Source organism: Crossiella sp. NPDC003009, from assembly GCF_053591555.1.
Map to the genome: position 1 here is coordinate 371622 of NZ_JBSFUA010000001.1, position 24813 is coordinate 396434.

The window sequence follows — 24813 nt, forward strand, 5'->3', positions numbered from 1 at the left end:
CCGGATCTGCGCCACGATCGCCCCCCTCGTCGCCGTGCCGGGTCGGTCAGCTCGACCTGACCAAGGAAGCCTTCGCCCGCCTGGCCGACCCGATGGTGGGCGAGATCTCGGTGACCTGGAATCTGCTCAGCCCGGGCACGTCGAGCGGGATCTCCTTCCGGTACGACGGCGCCATCGCGATCACCGACATCTACGGGCAGCGACTGGTCAGCGGCTCGCTGCCAGTTCGCCCAGCACTGAACAGGCCTAACCCAGGTCAAACATAGGAGGACTACGAGGAACGTGCTGACGTCACGTCTAGATCAAGTTGTCGAATTCGATGTCGAATACGGAAAAACAGCTGCTGGGCCGTGATTTCTGCTCGATTGACGGTTCAACAAGATTTGCTGGCCCCTTTCAGGAGATGGGATGTATTGCTAACCTTTTGCTGTCACTGATCATGCGGCTCCTGCGGTGAGACCGGGCCGGGAGAGTGATGTCCCGATCGAAGGCCGCGGTGTGGCGGCGCGAACAGTGGGAGCGTTGATGACGACATCAGGAATGTCCCGCCGCGGCTTTCTGGCGGCAACGAGTGTGGCGGCGGCCGCGACGGTGATGCCGGGCCTCGTGGGGCAGCCGCTCCGGGCTTCCGCGGCGGACGCCCGGACGAACCTGGCCAAGCTGGTCGACCTCCGCTTCGGCATGTTCAACCACTTCAACCTCGGCACCTTCACCGACGAGGAATGGGCGGCGGGTGGCCAGAGCCCTTCGCTGTTCGCACCGTCCTCAGTGGACTGTGCACAGTGGGCGGACGCGGCCGCCGCCGCGAAGATGAGCTACGGCGTGCTGACCACCAAGCACCACGACGGGTTCTCGCTGTGGCCCACGGCGTTCGGCAGGCAGAACGTGGCGTACTCGGGCTACCGGCGGGATGTGGTGCGCCAGTACGTGCACGCCTTCCGCGCCCGAGGGCTCAGGGTCGGGCTGTACTACTCGATCTGGGACCGCACCCACACGATCCAGGCGCTCGGCGGTCACGTCAGCGACCCGGCCCAGTCCATCGAACCGGGTGACATGACCGTGGTGCTCGGCCAGATCCGCGAGCTGCTGACGAACTACGGCGCCATCGACATGCTGGTCACCGACGGCTGGTCCTGGCAGATGGGTCAGCAGCAGATCCCCTACCAGGAGGTCCACCACCTGGTGAAGTCGTTGCAGCCCGACTGCGTGATCATCGACATCGGCGGGCTGTCGCAGCCCTGGCTCAGCGACGCGATCTTCTTCGAGGCGCCGCTTGGCGTCCGGGCACCTGAGGGGAACACCTACGCGGGTGTCCAGGGCGAGACGATCAGCAACGGCTGGTTCTGGCATCCCAGCACACCCACCACGAACCCGCGCGGCCGTGACGCGATCCTGGCCGATCTCAGGGACCTGGAGCCGAAGTACGCCTCGTACCTGCTCAACTGCCCGCCCAACCGCGACGGCAGGCTCGACACCAACATCGTCACCCGGCTCGCGGAGGTCGGCGCCGCCTGGAGCCCGAACCACTCGCGCCCGCCGCTGCCCGCACAGCCCCTGCGCGTCGAGTGGCCGGTGAACGCGGTAGCGGCCTACGCGTCGTCCTTCAACAGCGGCGAGTTCGCCTACCACGCGATCGACAACCGCAGCGACGTCCGGTTCGAGAGCTGCTGGTCCACCTGGGGTGACGGCCGCACCCTGCCGCAGACGATCACGATCGACCTTGGCGGCGTGTGGAGCAACGTGTCCACGCTGGAGTACCTGCCCAAGCAGTGGCACCGGGACAGCACGAACACCAACGGCGACATCACCGCTGCCACGATCTCGACCAGCACCAACGGGGCCGACTTCACCGAGGTGGCCGTCGTCAGCTGGGCGGCGGGCCAGCAGTTCAAGATCGCCGAGTGGGCCGGCCGCAACGTGGGCTTCGTGCGCATCCACGTCACGGCCGCCACCGGTGGCTACGTCAACATCAACGGGGTCCACATCGGCGGGCGGTTCGCGCGCCCCCGGCTAATCTCCCGCTTCCCGCTCGCGCACACCGTCTACCGCGTCCAGGCCCGGCACAGCGGCAAGGTGCTCCACGTGCAGAACCTCGCCACCGCCGACGGCACCCCGGTGCAGCAGTGGAGCCGGCAGCACAACGCGGGGCAGAAGTGGACCTTCATCTCCACCGGCGACGGCTACTTCAAGATCCGGGACCAGAACAGCGGCAAGCTGCTGGAGGTCGGTGGCCTGGCGCGGGGCAACGGCGGAAAGATGAACATCCGAAGTGAGGCGAACCTCCACCAGCAGCACTGGGCGGTCACCCCGGTCGGCGACGGCTACTTCATCCTCACCAACCGGCTCAGCCAGCGCGTGCTCAACGTCCCGGACGCCTCGACCGCGGACGGCACGGTCCTCGACCAGTGGGACTACCACCAGGCGCCTCAGCAGCAGTGGCAGCTCATCCCGTCCTAGTCAGGTCAGCCGGTCCATCGGAAGGAGGCGGTATGAGCAGGCTCCGGCCGGGTATTCGCCTGTTGGCCGTGGCCACCGCTGTGGTGGCGGTCGCCTCGACGGGCATGGCGTTGCGGCACCCCGGTGTCCCGGACGCATCGGCGCAGGCCGTTGCGGACGGCAACACCCTCTGGTACGACGAGCCCGCCACCGACTGGGAGAGCCGCGCGCTGCCCATCGGCAACGGCGCGCTGGGCGCGATGGTGTTCGGCAGTGTGCCCTCGGAACGGTTGCAGTTCAACGAGAAGTCGCTGTGGACCGGCGGTCCCGGCTCGCCGGGGTACAACTTCGGCAACTGGACCTCGCCGCGTCCAGGGGCGCTGCGCGAGGTCGTCGACGCCATCGACCGGGACGGCAAGGCCGCCCCGAGCTGGGTGGCAGGCAAGCTCGGCCAGCGCAAGTCCGGGTTCGGCGCCTATCAGACCTTCGGTGACCTGCGCCTGGACCTGACCGGTCAGTCCAGCGCCGTCACCGGGTACCGCCGCGAGCTGAACATCGGCAACGCCATCGCCAAGGTGGGCTACTCCGAGGGCGGCGTCGTCCACGACCGCGAGTACTTCGCCAGCCACCGCGGCAAGGTGATCGTCGGGCGACTGGGCGCGAACCAGCCGGGCAAGGTGTCGTTCAGCCTGCGGTACACCTCACCGCGTGCCGACTTCACCGCCTCCGCCGCGAACGGCAGGCTGACCATCCGCGGCCAGCTGGCCGACAACGGGATGATCTTCGAATCGCAGATCCGCGTGCTTGCCAACGGCGGAACGGTGACCAGTAGCGGCAGCACGGTGACGGTCTCGGGCGCCAACAGCGCGACTTTCCTGGTCGGCGCCGGAACGAACTACGCCGACTCCTACCCGGACTACCGCGGAGCCGACCCGAAGAACGCGGTCACGGCCGCGGTGGACGCCGCGGCGGCGAAGTCGTACGCGAGGCTGCGGTCGGAGCACATCGCCGACCACAAGGCGTTGTTCGACCGGGTGAAGCTGAACATCGGCCAGGTGATGCCGAACAAGCCCACCGACGACCTGCGCGCCGCCTACACCGGTGGCGCTTCGGCGGCCGACCGCGCGCTGGAGGCCCTGTACTACCAGTACGGCCGGTACCTGCTCATCGCGTCCTCCCGCCCAGGGTCGCTGCCGGCCAACCTGCAAGGGGTGTGGAACCAGTCGACCTCGCCACCGTGGGCGTCGGACTACCACACCAACATCAACGTCCAGATGAACTACTGGCACGCCGCGCAGGCCGGCCTCGGCGAGACAGCGGAACCGTACGTCCGGTTCGTGGCGCAACTCAAGGCCCCCGGTGAGCGGAGCGCGGCCACCATCTTCGGCACCCGAGGGTGGGTGGTGCAGAACGAGACCAACCCGTTCGGCTTCACCGGTGTGCACGACTGGGCGACGGCGTTCTGGTTCCCCGAGGCCAACGGCTGGCTGGCCTGCCAGCTCTACGACCTCTACCGGTTCAGCCTGGATCCCGCGCTGTTGCACAGGGTCTACCCGCTGCTCAAGGGCGCGAGCGAGTTCTGGCTGGCGAACCTGCGCACCGACCCTCGTGACGGCAGGCTCGTCGCCACGCCGTCGTACTCGCCCGAGCACGGCGACTTCACCGCGGGCGACTCGATGGCCCAGCAGATCGTGTGGGGTCTGTTCAAGGACACCATCGCCGCCGCCGGCACACTCGGCGTGGACGCCACGTTCCGCGCACAGGTGCAGGGTGCGCTGGACCGGCTCGACCCCGGCCTGCGGATCGGCTCGTGGGGGCAGTTGCAGGAGTGGAAAGCCGATCTGGACAGCCAGACCAACGACCACCGGCACGTCTCGCACCTGTACGCCCTGCACCCCGGCAGGCAGATCGCGGCAGGCTCCGCTTTCGGCGAGGCGGCCAAGGTGTCGCTGAACGCGCGCGGCGACGGGGGAACCGGGTGGAGCAAGGCATGGAAGATCAACTTCTGGGCCCGGCTGCTCGACGGCGACCACTCCCACAAGATGCTCTCCGAGCTGCTCAAGAACTCCACCCTGGCCAACCTGTTCGACACCCACCCGCCGTTCCAGATCGACGGCAACTTCGGCGCGACCGCGGGAATGACCGAAATGCTGCTGCAGAGCCAGAACGGCGACGTCCACGTCCTGCCAGCCAAGCCCAGCGGATGGACCTCGGGCTCGGTGACCGGCCTGAAGGCTCGCGGCAACGTCACCGTGAGCGCGGCCTGGACCACCGCGGGCGGCCTGGACTTCACCGCGAAACCGGCGGCCCCGGGCAGCCTGACCCTGCGCAGCAAGATCTTCACCGGGCGGTACACGCTCATCGACACCTCGACGGGGCAGTCCGTCGGCGGCACCCGCAACGGCGACCGGGTCACCTTCACCGCCGTGGCGGGCCGCACCTACCGGGCAACCGGCATGGTCACGTAGCCGGCTGCCGGCCCGGTTCGCGGGTGCGCCACCGGGTCACGCGGACTCCCGGCGGACCAGGCTCACCGGGAGCACCTGCCTGCCTGGCGCCGGGCCCGCTCCCTCGATGAGCTGGAACAGGGTGTCGACCATCTGCCGGACCTGTCCGCGCGGATCCTGGTGAATGGTGGTCAGCGGCGGCTGGGTGGCCTCGGCCAGTCCGCGGTGGTCGTCGAAGCCCACCACGGCAACCTCTTCCGGCACCCGCCGTCCCGCGGCCCGCAGCGCGCGCAACGCGCCCGCGGCCATCGGGTCGTTGGCCACGAACACCGCGTCCAGCCTGGGCACCCGTTTCAGCAACCGCGCCATCGCCCGCTCGCCGCTGTCGGCGCTGAAGTCGCCTTCTTCGGACAGGCGGGCGGCGGCGCGGTCGTCCAGGCCGAGGGTGGTGCGCCAGCCTGCGCAGCGGTCGATTGCCGCGCGCTGGTCCTGCGGGCCGGCCACGGTGCCGATCCGCTTGCGCCCCAAGGAAAGCAGGTGCTCGACGGCGAGCTTCGCGCCGCCCTCGTTGTCGAAGTCGACCAGGTGCAGGCCGCGGGTGCCGCTGCCGGGCCGGCCACCGCCGAAGACCATCGGCAACCGGAGCAGGCGCAGCGCGGTGGGCAAGGGGTCGGCCTGGTGGGAGGCGAAGACCAGGGCGCCATCGACGTGTCCGCCCTCCAGGAAGCGCAACGTGCCGGGCACGTCCTCCCTGCTGTCCACCAGCATCATCAGCATCTGGCTGCCGCGTCCGGACAACTCGCGGAAGGCGCCGCGGACTATCTCGGCGAAGTAGGGATCCTCCAGGACTTTCGGCTCCGGCTCGGACAGGACCAGGGCGATGGCGTTGGTGCGGCGGGTGACCAGAGAACGGGCCGCCTGGTTGGGGGAGTAGCCGAGCGCCTGGGCCGCGACCAAGACCTTCGCCCTGGCATCGGGGCTGACGTAGACCTCGGCGTTGAGCGCCCTGGACGCGGTCGAGCGGGAAACACCGGCGTAGGCGGCGACATCCTCCAGCGTCGGCCGCATCTCACCTTGGACCGTCACATCCACCACCTCGTCCGCGTCAGCCCAGCAGTTCCAGGCTAGCGAAATCTGGGAGCGCTTCCAGGTCGCTGACGGTTCCCATCGGGTTTCCGACTGGTTACGGACCTGTGGTCAGCGTCCGGTAGTGGTCGATCTTGTTGTCCAGCGCGTCCAGGCAGTCGGCGAGGTCGGCGATCCGGCGGCGCACGCTGCCCCGGTGGTGGCTCAGCAGCTCCAGGCGGGCTGATGCGGTCACATCGCCGGCCCGGCGCAGTTCGGCGAACTCCTTCATGTCCCGGATGGGCATGCCGGTGACGCGCAGGCGGGTCAGGAAGCTGAGCCAGGCCAGGTCGGCGTCCCGGAAACGGCGGCGGCCGTCCGGGCCGCGGTCGACCGGATCGAGCAGGCCGATCCGTTCGTAGTACCGCAACGTGTGCGCGGTCAGCCCGGTGAGTTCTGCCGTCTCCGCGATGGACCGCGTGCTCGTGTCGTTCATGCCACGACCGTAGGCACCGGCGGCCATTCCGGGTCAGCCCTGCCGTTTCTCGAACACCTCCCTGGCCACGGTGATGGCGTTGAGCACCCGGGGGAAGCCGGCGTAGGACACGACGTGGATCAGGGCTTCGATCACCTGGGCGCGGCTCAGCCCGACGTTGAGTGCGGCGTTGAGATGCACCCGGAGCGGGGATGCGGTGTCACCGAAGGCGGTCAGCGCGCCGACGGTCACCAGCTGTCGCCGCTGCGGGCTCAGCCACGGCCGGTAGTAGATGTCGCCGAAGGCGAACTCGACGATGTAGCGGCCGAGGTCCGGCGCGATGTCCCGCAGCGACTCGATCACGTCCAGCCCGTGCTGTCCGTCGATCTCCACCAGCTTCTCCTCGCCGCGTTCGTAACGGTCGCGCTGGTCCGTCTGCACGGGCGGTCTGAAGGTGATCCCGCGCTTGGCGAAGACCTCCCTGGCGACGGTCACCGCGTTGAGCGCCCTGGGAAAACCCGTGAACGGAACGATCTGGTACAGCGCCTCCATGATCTCCACCGGGCTCACGCCGACCCGCAACGCCGCGTCGAGGTGGAAGTCGAGCTGCGGCTTGGTGTCGCCCTGCGCGGCCAGGGCGCCGATGGTCAGCAGCTGTCGCTGCTGGGCGTCCAGCCCCCGCCGGGGGTAGATGTCGCCGAAGGCGAACTCGACGATGTAGCGGCCGAGGTCCGGCGCGATGTCCCGCAGCGACTCGATGACCTCGGTGCCGCGCTCGCCGGAGATCCGGCGCAGGGCCGCCAGGCCGCGGGCGTAACGGTCGGTCTCCGCGGAGGCCGGCACCGCCGCGCCCACCGTGGCGCCGAGGGCGCCGGCGCCGAGCAGCGCGCCCTTGGCCAGGATGGTCCGGCGGTTGGCGGTCGGACTGTGATCTGAGTTCGTCATGCCGACGACAGTAGGAATTAGAGCGCGCTCGAACGCAAGCCCGAAACCCACGGCCCAGTGAGGATCACCGTCCGGGGATCGATCAGGCCAGCGCCGCGGCCAGCAGCGCGCTCGCCGCGGTCCGGGCCACCGCGCTCGCGCCCGGATCCCGGTCGGTGCGGGTGGCGTGCCCGGTGCCGTCGTAGACCAGGTGCAGCTGGTGCGCGAGTCCGGCGGGATCCTTGGCCCCTGCCTGTTCGGCGAGCTCGGCGAACAGCCCGCGCACCCAGGCCCGGTACTCCCTGGTGGCCTGCTCGACCCGGTCGCCGGGCCGGGACTCGGCGCTGGCGCGGTGGAAAGCGCAGCCCAGATAGCCGCTTTCGGCGTACAGCGCGGCCTGGGCCTCGAAGACCGCGAGCACCTTGGCCTCCGGTGTCGCCGCCGCGTCCACCGCGGCCCGGATGCGCGCGGCCATCAGGTCCTGCCTGCCCTTGAGGTAGGCGTGGATCAGCTCGTCCTTGCTGCCGAAGGTGTTGTACAGCGAGGCTTTGGCCACCCCGGCATGCTCGATCACCCGGTCGATGCCCACCGAGCGCACGCCCTCGCTGTAGAACAGCTCGTCGGCGGCGCTGAGCAAGCGCTCCCGTGCGGACATCCTGGCCGCGGTAGCCATCCTCGCCACACTCCTTCGAACCGGACGAACCCACAGGTTACAGCCGCACCGGCACCGGTTCGGGATCACTGGCCCGCACCGGGGCGAGCAGCCGGACCAAGGCCAGCAGCGCCAGCGCGATCAGCACGCCGCCGTAGATCAGCGTCGCGCCCACCAGGCCAGGACCGTGCACGACGAGCACCCCGGCGACCACCGCGGGCACCCCAAAACCGAGATAGGACACCACGAACAGCAGCGAGAGCACTCCGGCCCGCTCGTGCGGCGCGGCCAGCGGCACCGAGGTGCGGAGGCCGCCCTGGAAGCCCGCGCCGAAGCCGATCCCGGCGATCGCGGTGCCCAGGAAGAACACCGGCAGCGAACCGGCCTCCAGCCCGACCAGGGTGACCGCCACGCCGGTGATCAGCGCGAGCACCCCGGTGCGCATGGTCCGGCCGGGGGACTGCGCGCGCAGCACGACCGTGGTCAGCGCCGCGGTCCCGGCCATGGTGAACAGGCTCAGCCCGCCCAGCACCGGCGATCCGCCGCCGCCGAGCTTGGTCACCAGTGCCGGGCCGAGCGCGCCGTAGAGCCCGGCCAGCGCCCACACCGCGAACAGCACCGGCGCGGCGGTCAGCACCCTGGCCCGCACCGCCCTGGGCAGGGTGATCTCCGGCCGCAGGCTGGCCAGCGCGCCGGGGGCCCGGCTGACCGTCTCCCGCATCAGCGCGATTCCCAGTCCCTGCACCAGGAACACCACCAGCAGGACCAGGTAGACCAGCTCGGTGGGCGCGGGCAGGTAGCTCACCAGCAGGGCGGAGAACAGCGCGCCGACCGCGGTGCCGATGCCGGGCGTGACCGCGTTGGCCAGCTGCCCGCGCTGGGCGTCCAGGTCGAGCATGCCCGCCCCGAGCGCGCCGATCGCGGCCCCGGTGGCGACCCCCTGCACGACCCTGGCGACCAGCAGCGCGGTCACCCCGTCCGCGGTGGCGAAGACCAGCATCGCGGCCGCCTGCACGACCAGCGCGACCAGCAGCACCGGCTTGCGGCCCAGGTGGTCGGAGAGCTTGCCCAGCACCAGCAGGGCGGCCAGCACGGACACCGCGTACACGCCGAACACGATGGTGGTGGTGATCGGCGAGAAGCCCCATTGCTGCTGGTAGAGGGCGTACAGCGGAGTCGGCGCGCTGGAGGAGGCGAGCAGTGAGACGACCAGCGAGGCGAGCAGGTACAGCGCCGCCGAGTCCGGCAGCCGCGGGGTCCGGGCCATCCCGGGCACCTCCAGATTGAGTAGACAGGTCTGTTCAGTCCGGATCGACCATAGACAGGTCTGTCTACTTCGGCAAGTGGTTTCCCGCTGGGTCGCCCCGGACTACCGCCGGCACAGTTCACTCGCCGCCGACGGCCCGGAGGCGCTGCGCGCACTGGTCGCTGGCCTGCCCGCCGACTTCCGCTACGACGGCCAGGAGGTACTGGATCACGCCTCGTCGAGCAGCCGTAGTCCGTCCTGGGCCCAGGCGATCCTGGTTCTGGCCACGGCCGCCTGTCCGGCGAACACGTGCGCCTTCAGCTTGGCCATCCGGTCGTGTTCGCTTGCCGGCCGGTGGCTGATCCTTGCCTTGAGCAGCTCGGTGTCTTTGGCCAGCAGCCGGGCGCTGTGTGCCGCCGCGTGCTCGGCCACCGCCTCCTGCTCGGTCATGAACTCCGTCAGCACCCGCTTGGCCGCCGCAGGCTCCACCAGGTCGAAGTAGAGGGCCTGCACGTCCAGCGCGTCCCGGCTCGGCGGGCTGGCGTGCGGGGTGCCGATCCACTCCCGCAGTTCGCGCAGCCCGGCCTTGGTGAGCGAGTAGACCGTCCTGGTCCGGCCGCCGGTCTGGTGCTGGGCGCCCTCGATCAGGCCCGCGGCCTCCATGGTCTTCAGCGCCGGGTAGATCTGGCTCTGCGGCGCGGACCAGACCCAGCGGGTGGAGGCGCTGAACAGCTGGGTCAGCTGGTAGCCGCTCATCGGCCGGGCTTCGAGCACCCCCAGCACAACGTGCTGAATAGACATGTATCGAGCTTAATATCCTCCTCGGTTGATCCGCATGGTGACGGTCCTGGCCTCGGCGGCGCATGAAAGAGGTCCGTGGCGCTGCGACAGCAGGCGCCACGGACCACAGAAATACAGCACCGACACGGAGTTCGATCGCCGGTGCTCATTCCCGGCTACCGCCAGTGGGTGCAGCGGACCTCGGGGTAATTGCTGACCTTGCCACAAGCTCGCATGAGGTTGCCCTTGTTGTTGAACGCTTCGGTGTGCTGGCTGCCGCCCGTGTTGATCTTCTTGAGACCGAGGTGCGGCTGCCAGGTCTTGCCGCCGTCGAAGCTGCGGTCCACCCAGATCAGATCGCCAGGGGACCCACCCAGGATCCGGCCCCACGCACAGCGCTCGCTGTTGTACCGCAGTTGGATCGTGCGGGATCTGAGCGTCACGGTCCCGACTGTCCTGCCGTTCTGGGTGGTGCAGCCTTCGGCGGCCTGAGCCGCGCTCGGCGTTACCGCGGTGAGCATGGCTCCCGCGAGTCCTGCTGTGGCAAGGGCGCCGAGAAGAACGTTGCGAATACCCATTTCAGATAGCCTTCCGGTTGTCACGTTCATGTGCCTTGGTCCGCCAAAGGCTAGCCAGGCCAGTGTCAGCCGGAATCCAATGACCGGTTCCTGTCAAGACGTGGTCGAAACGCGCGAGTAAAACCGTGGCGTTTGATCGGAAGGTTGGAAAGACTTACATCATTCGGACGGAGCGCCCGCGGTGCACCAGGTGCGCGATGGCCACCACCACGCCGACCGCGATCACGATCCCGGTCACCACCGGGTTCATGAACTTGGTCAGGCTCGGCGCGTCGCTGGACCCCAGTAGCCAGAACGCCAGCGGCGTGGCGTAGGCGACCGCGCTCGCCGCGCTCCACCAGCGCAGGGCGCGCAGCCGGGGGTCGCGCAGGGTGCCGATCAGCAGGACGAGCACGGGGAAGCCGGAGAGCAGGCCGAAGCCGCCGAGCACGAAGACGGGGAAGGCCCAGGCCGCGATGGGCACGGCCAGTGCGGGGCGGTGGGTGCGGGTGCGCTGCGGGGTAGTGGTCATGACTGTGCTCCTCGGGGGTCGGGGCGGTGGGTGTCAGGCGGGGCAGACCGGGGCTTCGGCGGCCTTCTTGAGGTTGGCCAGCCAGATGTCCAGGCCGGGGGCGAGGTCAGCGAGTCCAGGGTGCGCTGGGTCGCGGCCTGGGCCGGTGCGGCCGCGGCGAGGATGCCGGCGGCGGCGAGCGGGACCGCGACCAGGGCGGCGCGCAGCCGGGCGGGTGGTCTGGGTGGCGTTGGTGCTGGTCATGGCGTTGCTCCCGACTGGGGCGTGAGTACTTCCTGCGTTAGTTAGAAGCTATAACTCAGCCAGTCGAGGTGTCAATAGCGAAAGCGAGAGGGTCTAACTAGGCTTCGACGGTGTCAGACCACGATGAGGGAGTGACCGGTGACGGATGCGGCGGAGCAGAGCCCGAGGGAGCGCTACCGGGCCCAGGTGCGCGAGCAGATCAAGGAGCGTGCGTGGGGGCAGATCGCCGCGGCCGGCGTGCCGGCGTTGTCGCTCAACGCGATCGCCAAACAGGTGGGACTGAGCGGCCCCGCCCTGTACCGGTACTTCGCCAGCCGTGACGAGCTGATCACCGCGCTCATCCGGGACGCCTACCGCAGCCTGGCCGACACCGTCCGCGCGGCCTTCGACTCCGGCGCCGACCTGGCCGGGCTGGCCGCCGTGATGCGGGAGTGGGCGCGCGCCGACCCGCAGCGGTACTTCCTCATCTACGGCACGCCGGTGCCCGGCTACCACGCGCCCGCGGACACCACCGCGATCTCCTCGGAGATCATGACGGTGCTGATGGAGGCCTGCGCCGCACTGCCCTCGGATCGGCCGCCAACCCCGTTCGACACCCACCTGGACGGCCACCGCGACTGGGCGGGCGGCCACCCGGCCCCGGCCGCCGCCCTGCACCGCGCGCTGTCCTTCTGGACCCGCCTGCACGGCGTGCTCTCGCTGGAGCTCGCCGGTCACTTCGCCGGGATGGGCTTCGATCCCGACCTGCTCTTCGCCGAGGAGCTGGCCGCGCTGCTGGCGGAATGAGCGTGGTCAGCCCGCCGCCTCGGCGTGCGCCAGCGCGCTGGGGGAGAGGCGGCCGACGATCGCCGGGGCCTCCTGGACCAGCGAGTCGTCGGTGAGCGCGGCCACCATGAACAGCGCGAAGTCCACCCGCCTGGTCCGGTTGCTGGCCAATGCCGGGTCGCCGACGTGGCGGCGCCACACCGGCAGGCCCTGGCTGTCGCCCTCCTCCAGGTCACTGCCCCTGACCAAGGTCCACCGCCGGTCGCTGGCGAAGATCCGCCTGCCCGCCTCCACCTGGTCGTCGATCTCCACCGCGCGGACCAGCCGGGCCAGCCAGGTGACCAACCGGACCGTCGCCCGGAACCGCCAGGTGTAGCGGTCCTGCTCGTCCCTGGCCACGTGCCAGCCGCAGGAGAAGACCAGGCGGGCGGCGGGATCGGCGTGGTCGAGCACCGCCTGCGCCGTGCCCGAGGAGTACTGCCGGACGCCCCAGGGCGCCAGCACGGTCAGCACGCCGTCGCAGCCCGCGACCGCCTGCCTGATCACCTCGGCGTCGTTCGTGGGGCCGGGAACGATGGTGATCCGGTCGGCGAACTCGGCGAGCTTGCCGACGCTGCGCTCCCGGCACACACCGACCACCTGGTAGCCGTGCTGCAGCGCGTGCCGGATGAGGTACTGCCCGAGCTTGCCCGAGGCCCCGACGATGCAGACCTTGCGCATCCGTTCTGAGCTCATCTTCCCGCTCCCACCACTCGTGTCCCGTCGAACTTACGTTGTAAGTCACGCTAGGCTTACTATGTAAGTCCGTCAACCGGCAGGAGGAGCCATGGGTGAACGCGGCGCGAAACCAAAGCGGGCGCCGCTGAGCCGCGAACGGGTGGTTGCCGCCGCCTTGGCACTGGCCGATGAGAAGGGCGCGGCCGGGGTGACCATGCGGGCGATCGCCGGTCAGCTGGGCGTGGAGGCGATGTCGCTGTACAACCACGTGGCCGGGCGTGAGGACATCCTCAACGGCATGGTCGACGCGGTCTTCGCCGAGATCGACCTACCAGCGGCGGACACCGACTGGAAACAGGCCATGCGCGCCCGCGCCACCACCGCCCGCGCGGTACTGCGCCGTCACCCCTGGGCCGTCGGCCTGCTGGACTCCCGCCGCCAGCCCGGCCCAGCCACCCTGCGCCACCACAACGCCGTGCTGGGCGCGCTGCGCGCGGGCGGGTTCTCCGTGGCGCTGGCCGCGCACGCCTTCTCGGTGATCGACAGCTACCTCTACGGGTTTGTGCTCCAGGAGTCGAGCCTGCCGTTCAGCAACCGAGCCGAACTGGACGAGGTCGCGGGCGAGATCCTGAGCGAGCTACCGGCCGACGCCTACCCGCACCTGGCCGAGCTCATCGCCGACCACGCGCTGCGACCGGACTACCAGCACGCCGACGAGTTCGACTTCGGGCTTGAGCTGATCCTGAACGCCCTGCGCCCGGACCTGGCTTAGCCGACCCGGATTCCCTGCTGCCACAAGCGGATCACCGCGGCTGCACCGCGGCGTAGGACTGCTTGGCCAGCTCGGCCGCACGCCCCCGGCACTGCTCGCCCCGCGGCGGATCGTTCTTGCCGGACACGAAGAACACGCTCAGCACCGCGTTCTCGTCGAGGACCTCCAGCCGGCAACCGATCTTGCTGCTGTCGGGATCCAGCCAGCGAGCCTCCGCCCCGACCCCAAGCCCGGTCGCCCGCTCATCCCGTGGCGTCGCACGCCGGGTGAAGTCCGCCCACCGTCACCACGGCCGCCAGGCCGAGAACCGGCCAGTGCCGGGTGCGGAGGGGATTGTTGCCCATGGCTCCTTCTCAACTGGTGCGAGGCCAGATGTCTACCAGGTGGGTCCGCGACGAGCTGACGCAGGAAGTTGGTGGCCATCTCGGCCAGCTTGGTCATGTCCTGGACGGGCTTTGTCGTCGGCGCGGCCGGATCGCTTCCGGCGCATGTGGCACAGTCGTCACCGTGCCGTTGGAAGATCTGCCGGACTGGTTGCCGGCCTGGTGTGGGGACCAGTTGGGGGACGAGCCGGTCGGCGTGCTGTTCGAGGTGCGGTCGATATCGGCGGTGTTCGGGCTGCGGTTGGCCGCTGGGCGGGAGGTCGTGGTGAAGGCGCGGGAGGACGACGGCCGGGCCGCGTCGTGTGTTGCCGCGCAGGCCCAGTTGGCGGAGCGGGGATTTCCCTGTGCCCGGCCGCTCACGCCGGCGGGCAGTGTTGATGGCGCTGCCGGTGCGCTGGCCGTGCACGCTGAGGAGTACCGGCCCGGTGGTGAGCTGCTGCTTGGCGATTCGCCGGAGGTGGCCGTGCGCTACGCGGCGGTGTTCGCCCAGTCGATGGGTGAACTGGTCGACGTGACGCTCGCGCCTCCGCTGCCGAATCCGCGCTGGGTGCGTTGGGACCACACGGATTCCGGCTTGTGGCCGGCGATCGGGTTCCTTGACGAACGGGACCAGAGTGCCGTGCCCGGGTACGTGGTCGACACGGCCAAGCGGGCCCGCGAGCGGATGCTGGCCGCCGACCTGCCGTGCGTGCTTGGCCACGCCGACTTCGAGGCGCAGAACCTCCGCTGGCAGGAGGGCCACGTGTGGGCTGTGCATGACTGGGACAGCCTGGCGTGGCAGCCAGAGGCGGCGCTGGTGGGAGCGGCGAGTGGAGTGTTTCCCAAGACCGGGCCGGCCACCCTGCCGCCGATCGAAAGTTCCGAGGCGTTCTTGTTGGCCTATCAGGATCTCCGGGGGCGCCGGTTCACCGCGGAGGAGCAGGAGGTCGCGTGGGCGGCCAGCCTGTGGCCGGCAGCGCACGACGTCCGTTGGGAAGCACTGCACGGCGATCCCCCGGGGTCCGGTGACGCCCTCCGCGCGCAGGCAGCCGACCGCCTCCGCCGGGCGAACGCCTAGCCACCAACGCCAATGCCGGCGCGGGTTCGAGGCAACTACGGTGCGGTTGCGGGCGAGCTTGTGTCGTAGGGCTGGCTGGCCGCCCGCACTGCACGCCATTCCTCGGCTGCCAGCACCAGGTTGTCGTGCACCCGCTCCAGGAACACGCTGACGTCCCGCAGCCGCTGGCCGGCCGGACTGTCCGTGCCGAACAGCTGTGCGCCTTCCTGCGCGGTGTCGCCCAGTTCCCGGTTGACCTGGGCGCTGGCCAGCATCGCGCGGTACCAGACGTCGTCGCCGATGAAGTAGCGGTCCCGGCGGGCGTTGCCGTCCCGGTCACGGGTGATCAGTTCCTGCTCCTCCAGGAACTTCACTGCTGCGGAGATCGAGGCCGGGCTCACCTGGAGGCGGCGTACCAGGTCCGCTGAGGTGAGGCTGCCGGAGTCGGTGGTGTGCAGGCAGGTCAGGACCCTGGCCATCATTCGCGGCACGCCGTTGCGCACCAGTTGGTCGGTGAAGCGCTCCTCGAACTCCCGCACCAGGTCATGGCCAGGCGCGGGTTTGGTCTCCGGTGGCGTGGTCAGGCGGTGGACGGGGCGGCGGCGGGCGCGGCGGGTGGTGGCCAACTGGGCCGCGTTGGGGCGGTAGCCCGCGGCGCCGCCGTTGCGGGCGACCTCGCGGGTGATGGTGGAGGCCGGACGGTCCAGCCGCTTGGCGATCTCGGCGAAGGTGAGGCCCTCGCGCAGACCCTCGGCGATCTCCTGGCGGTCCTGGTGGGTCAGCCGTGCTCCTGGCATGACACGAGTATGCAATGAGTTCTTCGAACCGCGCTGAAGATCAGCTGACTAGTGTCACGCCCAGCCGTGACAGGCGGCACTGGCGGGGTGACCATCTCGGCGGACATCCTGGCCACATGGTGTTGTCAGGTATGAGAAGAAGGACGCTGACCGCGCTCGGCGTCTGCGCCCTCGCAGTTGGCGCGATCACGCCCACCGCCACCGCCAACCCGTCCCGTCTCGATCCCGCACTGCGCGCGGTCGTCGCGGCGGGGGTGCCTGCCAGTTATGCCGAGGCGGTGACCGGCGGCCGGCCTGAGCGCGGCGTGGCCGGTACCGCGGAGCTGGGCCAGGCGCGGGCGCCGAATCCGAAGGGGCGGTTCCGGGTGGCCAGCGTGACCAAGACCTTCGTCGCCACCGTGGTCCTGCAACTGGTGGGCGAGGGCAAGCTGGGGCTGGACGACCCGGTGGCCCGGCACCTGCCTGGACTACTGCCGTACGCGGAGCCGATCACCGTGCGGCAGCTGCTCGGCCACACCAGCGGTCTGCCCCGCGACATCGCGCACTGGACCACGCCGGCCGAGGTGGACACCTTGCGCTTTCAGCGGTTCAGCCCCGAGCAGCTGGTGCGCGAGTCGACCACCGGCAAACCGCTGCTGTTCGCTCCCGGCACCTCCTTCTCCTACTCCAACACCGGCTACACGGTGCTGGGCCTGCTGGTCGAGAAGCTCACCGGTCACCCGTTCGCGGTCGAGCTGGCCCGCCGGATCACGGTGCCGCTCGGCCTGCGGGACACGGAGTTCCCCGCGCACCAGCCGTTCCTGCTCCGCCCGGCGGCCCGTGGCTACGAGCAGCTCTACCCGGACAAGCCGCCCACCGACGTGACGACCTACGTCATGTCCCGGGTCTGGGCCTCCGGCAACCTGATCAGCTCAGCCCGTGACCTCAACCGCTTCTTCGCCGCCCTGTTCGCCGGCGACCTGCTGCCGGCACCGCAACTGCGCGAGATGATGACCGCTCGTCCCGGCGCACTGGGCCCCTTCGGTTACGGCCTCGGCCTGATGACGGTGGCCGGCCCGTGCGGCGGACCGGACTGGTGGGGCCACGGCGGTGACTTCGCGGGCTTCAACACCTGGAGCATGCACACCAGGGCCGCCGACCGCCAGATCAGCGCGGGCATGAGCATGGACCTCACCGCACCGCCCGCCGCGCGTCTGGCCATGCTCAACCAGGTCCTGACCGCCGCCCTGTGCCCTGGCCCGGTACCCCGCACCGCCACGCCGCTCACCCCGCCCGACCTGCGCTAGCGGGGCTGGTCGTGGGTGGCGCAGTGGATGCCGCCTCCGCCGGTGGCGATCGCGTTGATCACCACCGGCACCATCTCGCGTCCGGGGAAGTGTTCGCGTAACACCTGCTGGGCCCGGTCGTCGGCTTGGCGGTCCCCGAAGCGGGGCAGGAACAGCGCCCCGTTGGCGACGTAGAAGTTGACGTAGGAGATGACGCTGGTGTCCCGGTACCCGGTCACCAGGTCGGGGTCCGGCTGGGGCAGTTCGACCACCTGGAACGGTTTGCCGTCGGCGTCGGTGGCCTCGCGCAGCACCTCCTTGGCCTGGGCGGCGGCCCGGGACCAGGGGTCCGGCGGGCTGCCCGGGGCGGCCTGGTCCAGCAGCACCGTGCCGGACGGGGTGCAGCGGACCATCGAGTCCACATGCGCGTCGGTGATGTCCTCACCGCGCACCCCGGCGAACCAGATCACCTTGCGCACCCCGAGCGCCTGCTTCAGCTCCGCCTCGACCTGGTCCCGGCTCATCCCGGGATTGCGGTTGTCGTTGACCATCGAGCTCTCGGTGACCAGCAGCGTGCCCTGCCCGTCGGTCTCGAACGAGCCGCCCTCGCCGACCAGGGGCGTGGCCACGCCGGGGATCCCGTACCTGGCCAGCACCGCGGCGGCGGCCTTGCCGTCCCGGTCGTGCGGCTGCTTGCCGCCCCACCCGTTGAAGTGGAAGTCCACCCCGGCCACCTTGCCGCCCTCCTCGACGAACACCGGCATGGTGTCCCGCGCCCACAGGTCGTCCACCGGGATCGGCACCACCTCCACCTCCTTGCCGCAGGCCCGCTGCGCCGCCTCGGCCTGCTCCGGCCGGGCCAGCAGCACCACCGGCTCGAAACCGGCGATCGCCTGCGCCAGCCGTGCGATGTCGGCGCGAACCCCGCTGAGGTCCGCGCCCCAGATCGCGGTGGCGGCCGGCCAGGACATGAAGGTCCGGGCGTGCGGTTCCCACTCGGCCCCGAACTGCCGGGTGGGAGCCGCCGCCTGCTCCGGCGACCTGGCGGGAGAGGTCGCCGAAGCAGGGGAGTCCCGGGCTGAGCACGCCGAGGTGAGGGCGAGCGCGCTCAGCCCGGTGAGGCCGTGCAGCACGGTTCGGCGGGACAGCGGGTTGGGCGGCACGCGTTCACTCCACGGTTGGCTGGGCGATGGCCATTTACTGAAATTTCAGTCAGCCTAGCGGAGCGGCGCCGGTTCACGCCACTTCGGTGAGCTTCCGCCAGATCGCCTCCGCCGGGTGCGGCGCCTGGCTGCGGTTGACCACCACGACGATGGTGACCCCGCGAGCCATATCGGTCCCGGCCATCGAGGTGAACCCGACGTAGCTGCCGCCGTGCCCCTGCCAGGTGCGGCCGCCGGACTTCGTGCGGGAGGTGCCCATGCCGTAGGAGCGGTTGCCGTCGGGGTCCACGGACGACTGCGCGGACGGGGTGGTCATGCGGCGCACGGTGTCCGGGCGGAGCAGGTGGCCGCGGGCGAAGACCGCGTCCAGGACCAGGCCCGCGCCCAGTGCGGTGCCGGCCAGCGCGCCGTCGGTGAACGGCAGGCCGTACAGGTCGGTCGGGATGCCCTTGGCGCCGTAGGCGGTGAAGAAGTCCTGCAGCGAGCCGTCTTCCTGGCGGCTGTAGCCGTGCGCGAAGCGGTGCAGGGCCTGCGGGGAGCGGTCCATGGTGACCAGGTGCTCGGTCATCGGCGTCTGCCGGGTGCCCGCGCGCTGGAGGAAGTGCTGGTAGGCGCGGCGGAGTCCGTGGTCGCCGCCGGTGGTCCTGGTCAGCACGTGGCCCAGCACGATGTAGCCGGTGTTGGAGTAGGCGAAGCGCGCCCCTGGCTCGACCGGTTCGCGGATACCGGCCTTGAGCTGCTCGAAGGTGTAGGGCCGGTTCGGGTCGTACCGCGCGCCGGGCGGGAACAGCGGCGCGGTGGCCGGATCCGAGTACAGGTCCGGGTAGCCGGAGGTGTGGGTGAGCAGCATCCGGAGTGTGACCACCCGGGAGCCGGCCACCTCGTCGCCGACGTAGGCCGAGATCGGCTTGTCCAGCTCCAGCACCCGGTTCTCGACCTGGTGCAGCACGAACGTGGTCAGCATCAGCTTGCTGAGGCTGGCGTAGGAGAACATGGTGCGGTCAGTGACCGGCTGCCGCGGCTCGTTGATCGCCGCGCCGCGGGTGCCCGACCACAGCACCCGGCCGTTGCGGAGCGCCACGGCCTGGACGCCGGCGTCACCGAAGGCGGCGGACGCCTGCGCCAGCGCCTCGTTCATCTTCTTGGTGAAGTCCTGGCCCGGCGCCGCGGCCGCGGGCGTGGGCAGGACGCTGGCCATGGCGAGGGCCAGGATGAGCACGCAGTGCCGGAACCAGCCGCTCATGGTGCCTCCTTGAGGTCGATCGCCCGCACCCCGGTGGTGACCGAGTCGAGCGCGTCGTGGTTGATGACGGCGCCGCTGCCCGGTCCCCCCGGGATCTCCAGGCAGCCGTCCACCAGCTCGAAGGACTGGGTGATGTCGTTGGTGTAGTAGCGGCTGGTGGCCGAGATGTCGGCGGGCAGGGTGAAGCCGGGCAGCGCGGCCAGGGCCAGGTTGGCCGCCCGGCCGACGCCGGTTTCCAGTACCCCGCCGCAGAACACGGGGATGTTGTGCGTGCGGCACAGGTCGTGGATGGCCCGTGCTTCGAGGTAGCCGCCGACCCTGGCCGGCTTGATGTTGATGACGTCGGCCGCGCCCAGCGCCAGGGCGGTGGTCGCGCTTTGCAGGCCGGTGATCGACTCGTCCAGGCAGATCGGGGTGACGATCCGCTCGGCCAGCCGGGCGTGCGCGACCAGCTCGTCGGCCGGGAACGGCTGTTCCAGCAGCAGCAGGCCGAACTCGTCCAGTGCGAGCAGCACCGGGGTGTCCGCGCTGCCGTAGGCCTGGTTGGCGTCGACCTGGAGCAGCAGCTCGTCGCCGAAGGCCCGGCGCACCGCGGCCACCGGCTCGACGTCCCAGCCGGGCTCGATCTTCAGCTTGATCCGGCGGTAACCCTCCGCGAGGTAGCCCTCGACCCAGGCCAGCAGCTCGGCGAGGTCAGCGGCGATGCCGACCGAGACGCCGACCTCGATCCGCTCGCGCACGCCGCCCAGGTAGTCCACCAGCGGCATGCCGCTGGCGCGCAGCTCGGCGTCCAGGATGGCGGTCTCCACGGCGGCCTTGGCCAGCACGTTGCCCGGCACCCGGCGCATCAGCTGCTGCGCGCGGGCGGCGGTGACCGGCTCACCGGTGGGCAGCAGCGGCAGCAGCACGTGCTCGATGACGTGCTGCGCGCCGTCGAGGTACTCGGCGAAGAAGACCGGTTCGGGGCCGGCGGCGCACTCGCTCCAGCCTTCCCCTTCCGGTCCGATCCAGCGCAGCAGCAACACTTCCCGCTCGGTCTCCACGCCCTTTGATGTCCTAAAAGGACGGACCAGGGGCATGTGCACGGTGCGCAGCTCGATCCGGGTGCCGGTCATGCCGCCTGCTCCTGGCGCAGCAGGTAGCAGCCGTCGGCGGTGATCCCGGCCGGGCGGTACCCGGCGGTCCAGCCGCGGGCCAGCACCGTGCGCGAGGCCAGCCGCCAGCGCCGCGCCTTGGCGGGATCCTCGCGGCGCATGGTCTCGATGTCCGGTGGCACCCAGGCCAGCAGGACCGGATCGGCCGGTGCGCCGGTGACCAGCGGCTCGCCCTGGGCGTCCTGGTCGAGCACGCGCGGTCCCGAATCGTCAGGTGCGGCAAGGGGTACGGGGTCATTGAGGTGCCAGGTCACGACGAGCCGGTCGGTGTGGTCGGCTCGGTTCACCAGGTCGTTCATGGGCGGGTAGAAGTCCTTCCGGTAGTCGGTGACGCGGGCGCCGAGCCGGTTGAGGTTGAAGTGCGCGTTGCGCCGCACCAGCGGGTCGAAGGTCCACACCATGGTGGCAGCGCCGCGGTCCAGCGCCCACAACCGTTGGGTCTGCTTGAGCGCCAGTCCGATGCCGCGACCGGCGTGCGTGGCGGCGACCGCGGCGACCATCGAGTACAGGCTGTCGGAGCCCGGCGCGCCGCCCACGCCCACGGTGAGCCCCACGACCGCCTCCCCGGCGAAGGCGCCGAGCACGCAGCCGCCGCTGTGCAGCAGGCTGGTCAGCAGGTCGGCCGGGATCGGCGGCGCGTGCGGGGGAGTGCCCCACACCTCGGCGAGCAGGGCCTCGGCCGCCACGCACTCCTCGGTGGTGCGCAGCTCCCGCACGGTCACCCCGGCCAAGCTGGGCTCGGTCTTGCTCGTCATGTCAGGCTCCCGTAGCTCAGCCCGGTCCCGTCGATCCGGACCGTGGCCCGCCGCTGGCCAGGTCCGGCCAGCGGATCGTGCTCGTCGACGGTCAGGGTGAACGCGCGCTCGGTCCCGTTGGCCAGCTTGCCGATTCCGGTCACGCTGAACCACCCGTCGGCGGTCTGCAGCCTGCCGAGCCGGGTCGAGCGCAGCACGCCGAACGGAGCGGCGACCAGCACCGCGCCCGAGGCGGATCGCTCCCCGGCGCGCTGGGCTATAGAGGCCGCCACCACGCTGACGCCACGGCCGTCCAGGGGCCGCAGCAGGCCCGCCGCGCTCGCGGTGAGGTCGCGGTCCGCGTTCTGCGGCCGGGTGGGCATGCTGGCGGCCCGGCGCAGCGCCTGTCCGGCCCCGGCGCGGGTCGGCTCGCCGCCGGTGAGCGCGAGCTTGCCGTTGACAAAAACCTGCCGCACGCCAACGGAATACTGCTTCGGCTGCTCGAAGGTCGCCCGGTCGCCGATGGTCTTGGGGTCGAAGACCGTCACGTCCGCGGCCATGCCCTCGGCCAGGTAGCCGCGGTCGACCATGCCGACCATGGTCGCGGGCAGGCCGGTCATCTTGCGGATCGCTTCCTCCCAGGACAGCAGGCCCCGTTCGCGGACGTAGCGGCCGAGCACGCGTGGGTAGCTGCCGTAGTGCCGGGGATGGGTGTGCGCGGAGTCGGTGACGCCGCCGTCGGAGGAGAAGGCGACGAACGGGTCGGTGATGAAGCCGGCCAGGTCCTGCTCGGAGCCGATGTGCATGACGGCGAGGATGGATCCGTTGTGCGCGGCCAGAATGCGCATGACCGCCTCGCCGATGCTCACCCCGCCATACTCCGCCATGAGGTCGGCGACCGACTTGTTGGCCAGCTCCGGCAGCACCACCTTGTCCGGCGTGCCGACGTCATCGCGCACGAACGCGCTGATCTCGGTGTCGACGCGCGGGCGCAGCGCGGAATCGGCGAAACGGGCCAGCATCGCCGCGGTGCCGCCGTCCTTGGCCCAGCCCGGCACGTAGAACTCCAGCGCGGTCGAGGCGGCGGTGTAGGGGTAGACGTCGCCACCGGCGTGCGTGCCCGCGGCCCGCGCCTCGCGGAGCAGCCGCAGCATGGTCGCCGACTTGCCCCAGTTGCGCGGACCGGCGACCTTCAGGTGGGTGATCTCCGGCATCAGCCCGGCGGCCTTGCCGATCGCGATGTCCTCCGCGGTGGACTCGACCACCAGGTTGGTCTCGTCGCGGATGTGGTCGGTGAACAGGGTCCGCCAGGAGCGCGCGCCGCGCACCACGTCGACGACCTCGTTGGTGCGCGCGTAGGAGGCAGGCGGGTAGCCGAGGCCGCCGGAGACACCCCAGCCGCCCTGGCGCATACCGCTCTCGATCCGGGCGCGCATCTGGGCCGACTGGGCGGCGCTCGGACGGGCGTCCTTCTCGCCCATCGTGGCCTCCCACACGGTGTTGAAGCCGACGTAGGGGGCGAGGTTGATGCCCTTCTCGACCGCGTCCAGCTGCTTGAGCTGCTGGGCGATCTCGTAGGCTCCGCCGCCGTCCGGGCCGAGCAGTTCGGTGGTCACGCCCTGGGTGAGCGAACTCTTCGCCGAGGCCAGCGGCGCGCCGGTGTCGGTGTGCGCGTGCACGTCGATGAAGCCCGGGGTGACGAACTGGCCGGTGGCGTCGTAGCGCGCGCGGGCCCGGACCCGGCTGAGGTCGCCGACGCGGTGCACGCGCCCGTCCCGGATGCCCACGTCGGCGATCCGGCCAGGCGCGCCGCTGCCGTCGAAGACCTTGCCGCCGTGGATGATCGCGTCCAGTTCCGGTGGCGCGGCCACCGCGGGGGCGGGCATGGCCAGCAGGAGCCCGGCGGCCAGCACGGCCGCCACACCCCGCCGTGGTGTGCGCGTCATGGAGTGCGTTCCCTTCCTTCGTCAGCGCCGAGCCGCGAGTGGTGGCGGCTGTAGAGCAGGTACACCGCGAGCGCCAGCAGCAGCCAGCCGCCGAAGAGCAGGTAGGTCCCGGCCGGCAGCTGGTAGACCAGGTAGCCGCAGCAGCCGATGGACAGCAGCGGCACCACCGGGTAGCCGGGCACCGAGAAGCCACGCTTGAGCTCCGGCTCCCGCCGCCGCAGGATGATCACGCTGAGGGAGACCACGCCGAAGGCAACCAGCGCGCCCATGCTGGTCAGGTTCGCCAGCTGGTCCAGCGGCACGACCGCGGCGATCAGCGCGACAAAACCGCCCACCAGCACGGTGCCCGCCACCGGGGTGCCGGTGCGCGGCGCGATCCGGCAGAACACCGGCGGGATGATGCCGTCGCGGCCCATCGAGTACAGGATGCGGGTCTGCCCGTACAGCACGATCAGGATCACGCTGACCACCGAGATCACCACCCCGGCGGAGAACACCGGTCCCGGCCAGCCGCCGCCGGTGACCCGCTCCAGGATCGCGGACAGCCCGGCCTGCTGGCCCTCGAACGCCGTCCACGGCTGCGCGCCGACGCCGACCAGCGCCACCAGCACGTACACCGCGGTGATCACCAGCAGCGCGAACAGGATCGCCAGCGGCAGCGTGCGGCGCGGGTCGCGCACCTCCTCACCGGCGGTGGACACCGCGTCCAAGCCGATGAAGGAGTAGAAGACGGTGGCCGCCGCCGCGCCGACCCCCGCGAAACCCATGGGGGCGAACGGATGCAGGTTCCCGGCGTCGAACCCGGCCGCGCCGACCACCACGAACAGCGCCAGGATGCCGAGCTTGAGCAGCACCATCACCGTGTTGACCACGGCCGACTCCCGCGCACCCCGGACCAGCAGCAGGCAGCACAGCCCCACCAGGACCACCGCGGGCAGGTTGACGTAGCCGCCCTGGCCGGGTGGCGCGGTGATCGCCGCGGGCAGCTGCGCGCCGAAGAGCCGCTCGGTCAGGTCGTTGAGGTACTGGCCCCAGGTGACCGCGATGACCCCGGCGGAGACCGCGTACTCCAGCAGCAGGCACCAGCCGACCGCGACCGCGGCCAGCTCGCCGAGGGTGGCGTAGGCGTAGGAGTAGGAGGACCCGGCGACCGGCACGGCGGAGGCCAGCTCGGCGTAGCACAGCGCGGTCAGCGCCGCGGTGACCGCGCCGAGCACGAAGGAGACGATCACCGCCGGACCCGCCTTGGGCACGGTGGAGCTGAGCGCGAAGAAGATGCCGGTGCCGATGGTGGCGCCGATGCCGATCATCGTCAGCTGGCAGGTCCCGATGGTGCGGCGCAGGCCACCGGTGGTGTCGGCCAGCAGCGCGTGCACCGGTTTTCGCCGCAGTAGCTGCTCCCGCAGCGACACACCGTTCGGCAAGGCGGCCTCATTCCGTTTCCGAGGGGTGCCGCCATTCTGGGTTCCGGCGCGCGCCTG

General features: G+C 70.7%; 23 protein-coding genes. 6 read left to right on the plus strand and 17 right to left on the minus strand.

Annotated features, from left to right (window positions below; genetic code table 11):
- The first annotated feature begins 525 nt into the window (after positions 1 to 525).
- Together ACWDY5_RS01695 and ACWDY5_RS01700 are read left to right on the plus strand one after the other, a co-directional pair.
- Positions 526 to 2457, plus strand: coding sequence for an alpha-L-fucosidase (locus ACWDY5_RS01695; protein ID WP_449720444.1), 1932 nt, complete (start codon positions 526 to 528; stop codon positions 2455 to 2457).
- A 32-nt stretch (positions 2458 to 2489) separates the two neighbouring features.
- Complete coding sequence (locus ACWDY5_RS01700) at positions 2490 to 4904, plus strand: glycoside hydrolase family 95 protein (protein ID WP_449720445.1); 2415 nt, start codon at positions 2490 to 2492, stop codon at positions 4902 to 4904.
- Between the two features lie 36 nt (positions 4905 to 4940).
- Here the strand turns inward: ACWDY5_RS01700 and ACWDY5_RS01705 are convergent, their stop codons facing one another.
- The 9 genes from ACWDY5_RS01705 to ACWDY5_RS01745 form a co-directional block, all read right to left on the minus strand.
- Positions 4941 to 5951: a LacI family DNA-binding transcriptional regulator gene (locus ACWDY5_RS01705; RefSeq protein ID WP_449720500.1), complete on the minus strand. Its 1011-nt coding sequence runs from the start codon at positions 5949 to 5951 to the stop codon at positions 4941 to 4943.
- Positions 5952 to 6066: 115 nt separating this feature from the next.
- The gene (locus tag ACWDY5_RS01710) at positions 6067 to 6444 is read right to left on the minus strand and encodes a MerR family transcriptional regulator (protein ID WP_449720446.1); all 378 of its coding nucleotides are present in this window, start codon (positions 6442 to 6444) and stop codon (positions 6067 to 6069) included.
- A 33-nt stretch (positions 6445 to 6477) separates the two neighbouring features.
- Complete coding sequence (locus tag ACWDY5_RS01715) at positions 6478 to 7368, minus strand: carboxymuconolactone decarboxylase family protein (RefSeq protein ID WP_449720447.1); 891 nt, start codon at positions 7366 to 7368, stop codon at positions 6478 to 6480.
- Between the two features lie 82 nt (positions 7369 to 7450).
- Positions 7451 to 8002, minus strand: coding sequence for a TetR/AcrR family transcriptional regulator (locus ACWDY5_RS01720; protein WP_449720448.1), 552 nt, complete (start codon positions 8000 to 8002; stop codon positions 7451 to 7453).
- 55 nt (positions 8003 to 8057) lie between these two features.
- The gene (locus ACWDY5_RS01725; RefSeq protein WP_449720449.1) at positions 8058 to 9266 is read right to left on the minus strand and encodes an MFS transporter; all 1209 of its coding nucleotides are present in this window, start codon (positions 9264 to 9266) and stop codon (positions 8058 to 8060) included.
- 207 nt (positions 9267 to 9473) lie between these two features.
- Complete coding sequence (locus tag ACWDY5_RS01730; protein ID WP_449720450.1) at positions 9474 to 10046, minus strand: PadR family transcriptional regulator; 573 nt, start codon at positions 10044 to 10046, stop codon at positions 9474 to 9476.
- A 155-nt stretch (positions 10047 to 10201) separates the two neighbouring features.
- On the minus strand, positions 10202 to 10603 hold the full coding sequence (locus ACWDY5_RS01735) for a hypothetical protein (protein WP_449720451.1): 402 nt from the start codon (positions 10601 to 10603) through the stop codon (positions 10202 to 10204).
- A 154-nt stretch (positions 10604 to 10757) separates the two neighbouring features.
- Positions 10758 to 11114, minus strand: coding sequence for a hypothetical protein (locus ACWDY5_RS01740; protein WP_449720452.1), 357 nt, complete (start codon positions 11112 to 11114; stop codon positions 10758 to 10760).
- Positions 11115 to 11147: 33 nt separating this feature from the next.
- Complete coding sequence (locus ACWDY5_RS01745) at positions 11148 to 11357, minus strand: hypothetical protein (RefSeq protein WP_449720453.1); 210 nt, start codon at positions 11355 to 11357, stop codon at positions 11148 to 11150.
- 138 nt (positions 11358 to 11495) lie between these two features.
- Between ACWDY5_RS01745 and ACWDY5_RS01750 the strand changes: the two genes are divergently transcribed.
- Positions 11496 to 12143: a TetR/AcrR family transcriptional regulator gene (locus ACWDY5_RS01750; RefSeq protein WP_449720454.1), complete on the plus strand. Its 648-nt coding sequence runs from the start codon at positions 11496 to 11498 to the stop codon at positions 12141 to 12143.
- 6 nt (positions 12144 to 12149) lie between these two features.
- On the opposite strand, the gene ACWDY5_RS01755 is transcribed toward ACWDY5_RS01750, so the two are convergent.
- Entirely contained in the window at positions 12150 to 12857 is a 708-nt protein-coding gene (locus tag ACWDY5_RS01755) for an NAD(P)-dependent oxidoreductase (protein ID WP_449720455.1), read from the minus strand.
- A gap of 91 nt (positions 12858 to 12948) precedes the next feature.
- On the opposite strand from ACWDY5_RS01755, the gene ACWDY5_RS01760 reads away from it, so the two are divergent.
- Both ACWDY5_RS01760 and ACWDY5_RS01765 read left to right on the plus strand, forming a co-directional pair.
- Entirely contained in the window at positions 12949 to 13611 is a 663-nt protein-coding gene (locus tag ACWDY5_RS01760; protein WP_449720456.1) for a TetR/AcrR family transcriptional regulator C-terminal domain-containing protein, read from the plus strand.
- A 507-nt stretch (positions 13612 to 14118) separates the two neighbouring features.
- Positions 14119 to 15051, plus strand: coding sequence for a phosphotransferase (locus ACWDY5_RS01765; protein WP_449720457.1), 933 nt, complete (start codon positions 14119 to 14121; stop codon positions 15049 to 15051).
- A gap of 35 nt (positions 15052 to 15086) precedes the next feature.
- Here ACWDY5_RS01765 and ACWDY5_RS01770 read toward each other — a convergent pair whose 3' ends face one another.
- A complete protein-coding gene (locus ACWDY5_RS01770) occupies positions 15087 to 15827 on the minus strand; it encodes a helix-turn-helix domain-containing protein (protein ID WP_449720458.1) in 741 nt (246 codons plus the stop codon).
- A gap of 131 nt (positions 15828 to 15958) precedes the next feature.
- Between ACWDY5_RS01770 and ACWDY5_RS01775 the strand changes: the two genes are divergently transcribed.
- Positions 15959 to 17113, plus strand: coding sequence for a serine hydrolase domain-containing protein (locus ACWDY5_RS01775; protein ID WP_449720459.1), 1155 nt, complete (start codon positions 15959 to 15961; stop codon positions 17111 to 17113).
- Here the strand turns inward: ACWDY5_RS01775 and ACWDY5_RS01780 are convergent.
- The 6 genes from ACWDY5_RS01780 to ACWDY5_RS01805 form a co-directional block, all read right to left on the minus strand.
- Complete coding sequence (locus tag ACWDY5_RS01780; RefSeq protein ID WP_449720460.1) at positions 17110 to 18255, minus strand: agmatine deiminase family protein; 1146 nt, start codon at positions 18253 to 18255, stop codon at positions 17110 to 17112. The genes ACWDY5_RS01775 and ACWDY5_RS01780 overlap by 4 nt on opposite strands.
- A gap of 73 nt (positions 18256 to 18328) precedes the next feature.
- A complete protein-coding gene (locus ACWDY5_RS01785) occupies positions 18329 to 19498 on the minus strand; it encodes a serine hydrolase domain-containing protein (RefSeq protein WP_449720461.1) in 1170 nt (389 codons plus the stop codon).
- On the minus strand, positions 19495 to 20613 hold the full coding sequence (gene menC / locus ACWDY5_RS01790; RefSeq protein ID WP_449720462.1) for an o-succinylbenzoate synthase: 1119 nt from the start codon (positions 20611 to 20613) through the stop codon (positions 19495 to 19497). Before menC ends, ACWDY5_RS01785 begins: the two co-directional genes overlap by 4 nt.
- Positions 20610 to 21407, minus strand: a complete 798-nt coding sequence (locus ACWDY5_RS01795; protein WP_449720463.1) for a GNAT family N-acetyltransferase — start codon at positions 21405 to 21407, stop codon at positions 20610 to 20612. The genes menC and ACWDY5_RS01795 overlap by 4 nt, the downstream gene beginning before the upstream one ends.
- Positions 21404 to 23332, minus strand: coding sequence for an N-acyl-D-amino-acid deacylase family protein (locus ACWDY5_RS01800; RefSeq protein ID WP_449720464.1), 1929 nt, complete (start codon positions 23330 to 23332; stop codon positions 21404 to 21406). The genes ACWDY5_RS01795 and ACWDY5_RS01800 overlap by 4 nt, the downstream gene beginning before the upstream one ends.
- Positions 23329 to 24756: an APC family permease gene (locus ACWDY5_RS01805; RefSeq protein WP_449720465.1), complete on the minus strand. Its 1428-nt coding sequence runs from the start codon at positions 24754 to 24756 to the stop codon at positions 23329 to 23331. Before ACWDY5_RS01805 ends, ACWDY5_RS01800 begins: the two co-directional genes overlap by 4 nt.
- Positions 24757 to 24813 lie beyond the last annotated feature (57 nt).

Bases quoted from the DNA above. Each gene is read 5' to 3' on its own strand.
- ACWDY5_RS01700 (WP_449720445.1), top strand. From the start codon at position 2,490: ATGAGCAGGCTCCGGCCGGGTATTCGCCTGTTGGCCGTGGCCACCGCT.
- ACWDY5_RS01775 (WP_449720459.1), top strand. From the start codon at position 15,959: ATGAGAAGAAGGACGCTGACCGCGCTCGGCGTCTGCGCCCTCGCAGTT.
- ACWDY5_RS01720 (WP_449720448.1), bottom strand. From the start codon at position 8,002: ATGTCCGCACGGGAGCGCTTGCTCAGCGCCGCCGACGAGCTGTTCTAC.
- ACWDY5_RS01725 (WP_449720449.1), bottom strand. From the start codon at position 9,266: ATGGCCCGGACCCCGCGGCTGCCGGACTCGGCGGCGCTGTACCTGCTC.
- ACWDY5_RS01740 (WP_449720452.1), bottom strand. From the start codon at position 11,114: ATGACCACTACCCCGCAGCGCACCCGCACCCACCGCCCCGCACTGGCC.
- ACWDY5_RS01785 (WP_449720461.1), bottom strand. From the start codon at position 19,498: ATGAGCGGCTGGTTCCGGCACTGCGTGCTCATCCTGGCCCTCGCCATG.
- ACWDY5_RS01795 (WP_449720463.1), bottom strand. From the start codon at position 21,407: ATGACGAGCAAGACCGAGCCCAGCTTGGCCGGGGTGACCGTGCGGGAG.
- ACWDY5_RS01745 (WP_449720453.1), bottom strand. From the start codon at position 11,357: ATGACCAGCACCAACGCCACCCAGACCACCCGCCCGGCTGCGCGCCGC.
- ACWDY5_RS01755 (WP_449720455.1), bottom strand. From the start codon at position 12,857: ATGAGCTCAGAACGGATGCGCAAGGTCTGCATCGTCGGGGCCTCGGGC.
- ACWDY5_RS01705 (WP_449720500.1), bottom strand. From the start codon at position 5,951: ATGCGGCCGACGCTGGAGGATGTCGCCGCCTACGCCGGTGTTTCCCGC.
- ACWDY5_RS01800 (WP_449720464.1), bottom strand. From the start codon at position 23,332: ATGACGCGCACACCACGGCGGGGTGTGGCGGCCGTGCTGGCCGCCGGG.
- ACWDY5_RS01730 (WP_449720450.1), bottom strand. From the start codon at position 10,046: ATGTCTATTCAGCACGTTGTGCTGGGGGTGCTCGAAGCCCGGCCGATG.
- ACWDY5_RS01715 (WP_449720447.1), bottom strand. From the start codon at position 7,368: ATGACGAACTCAGATCACAGTCCGACCGCCAACCGCCGGACCATCCTG.
- ACWDY5_RS01760 (WP_449720456.1), top strand. From the start codon at position 12,949: ATGGGTGAACGCGGCGCGAAACCAAAGCGGGCGCCGCTGAGCCGCGAA.
- ACWDY5_RS01710 (WP_449720446.1), bottom strand. From the start codon at position 6,444: ATGAACGACACGAGCACGCGGTCCATCGCGGAGACGGCAGAACTCACC.
- ACWDY5_RS01735 (WP_449720451.1), bottom strand. From the start codon at position 10,603: ATGGGTATTCGCAACGTTCTTCTCGGCGCCCTTGCCACAGCAGGACTC.
- menC (WP_449720462.1), bottom strand. From the start codon at position 20,613: ATGACCGGCACCCGGATCGAGCTGCGCACCGTGCACATGCCCCTGGTC.
- ACWDY5_RS01695 (WP_449720444.1), top strand. From the start codon at position 526: ATGACGACATCAGGAATGTCCCGCCGCGGCTTTCTGGCGGCAACGAGT.
- ACWDY5_RS01770 (WP_449720458.1), bottom strand. From the start codon at position 15,827: ATGCCAGGAGCACGGCTGACCCACCAGGACCGCCAGGAGATCGCCGAG.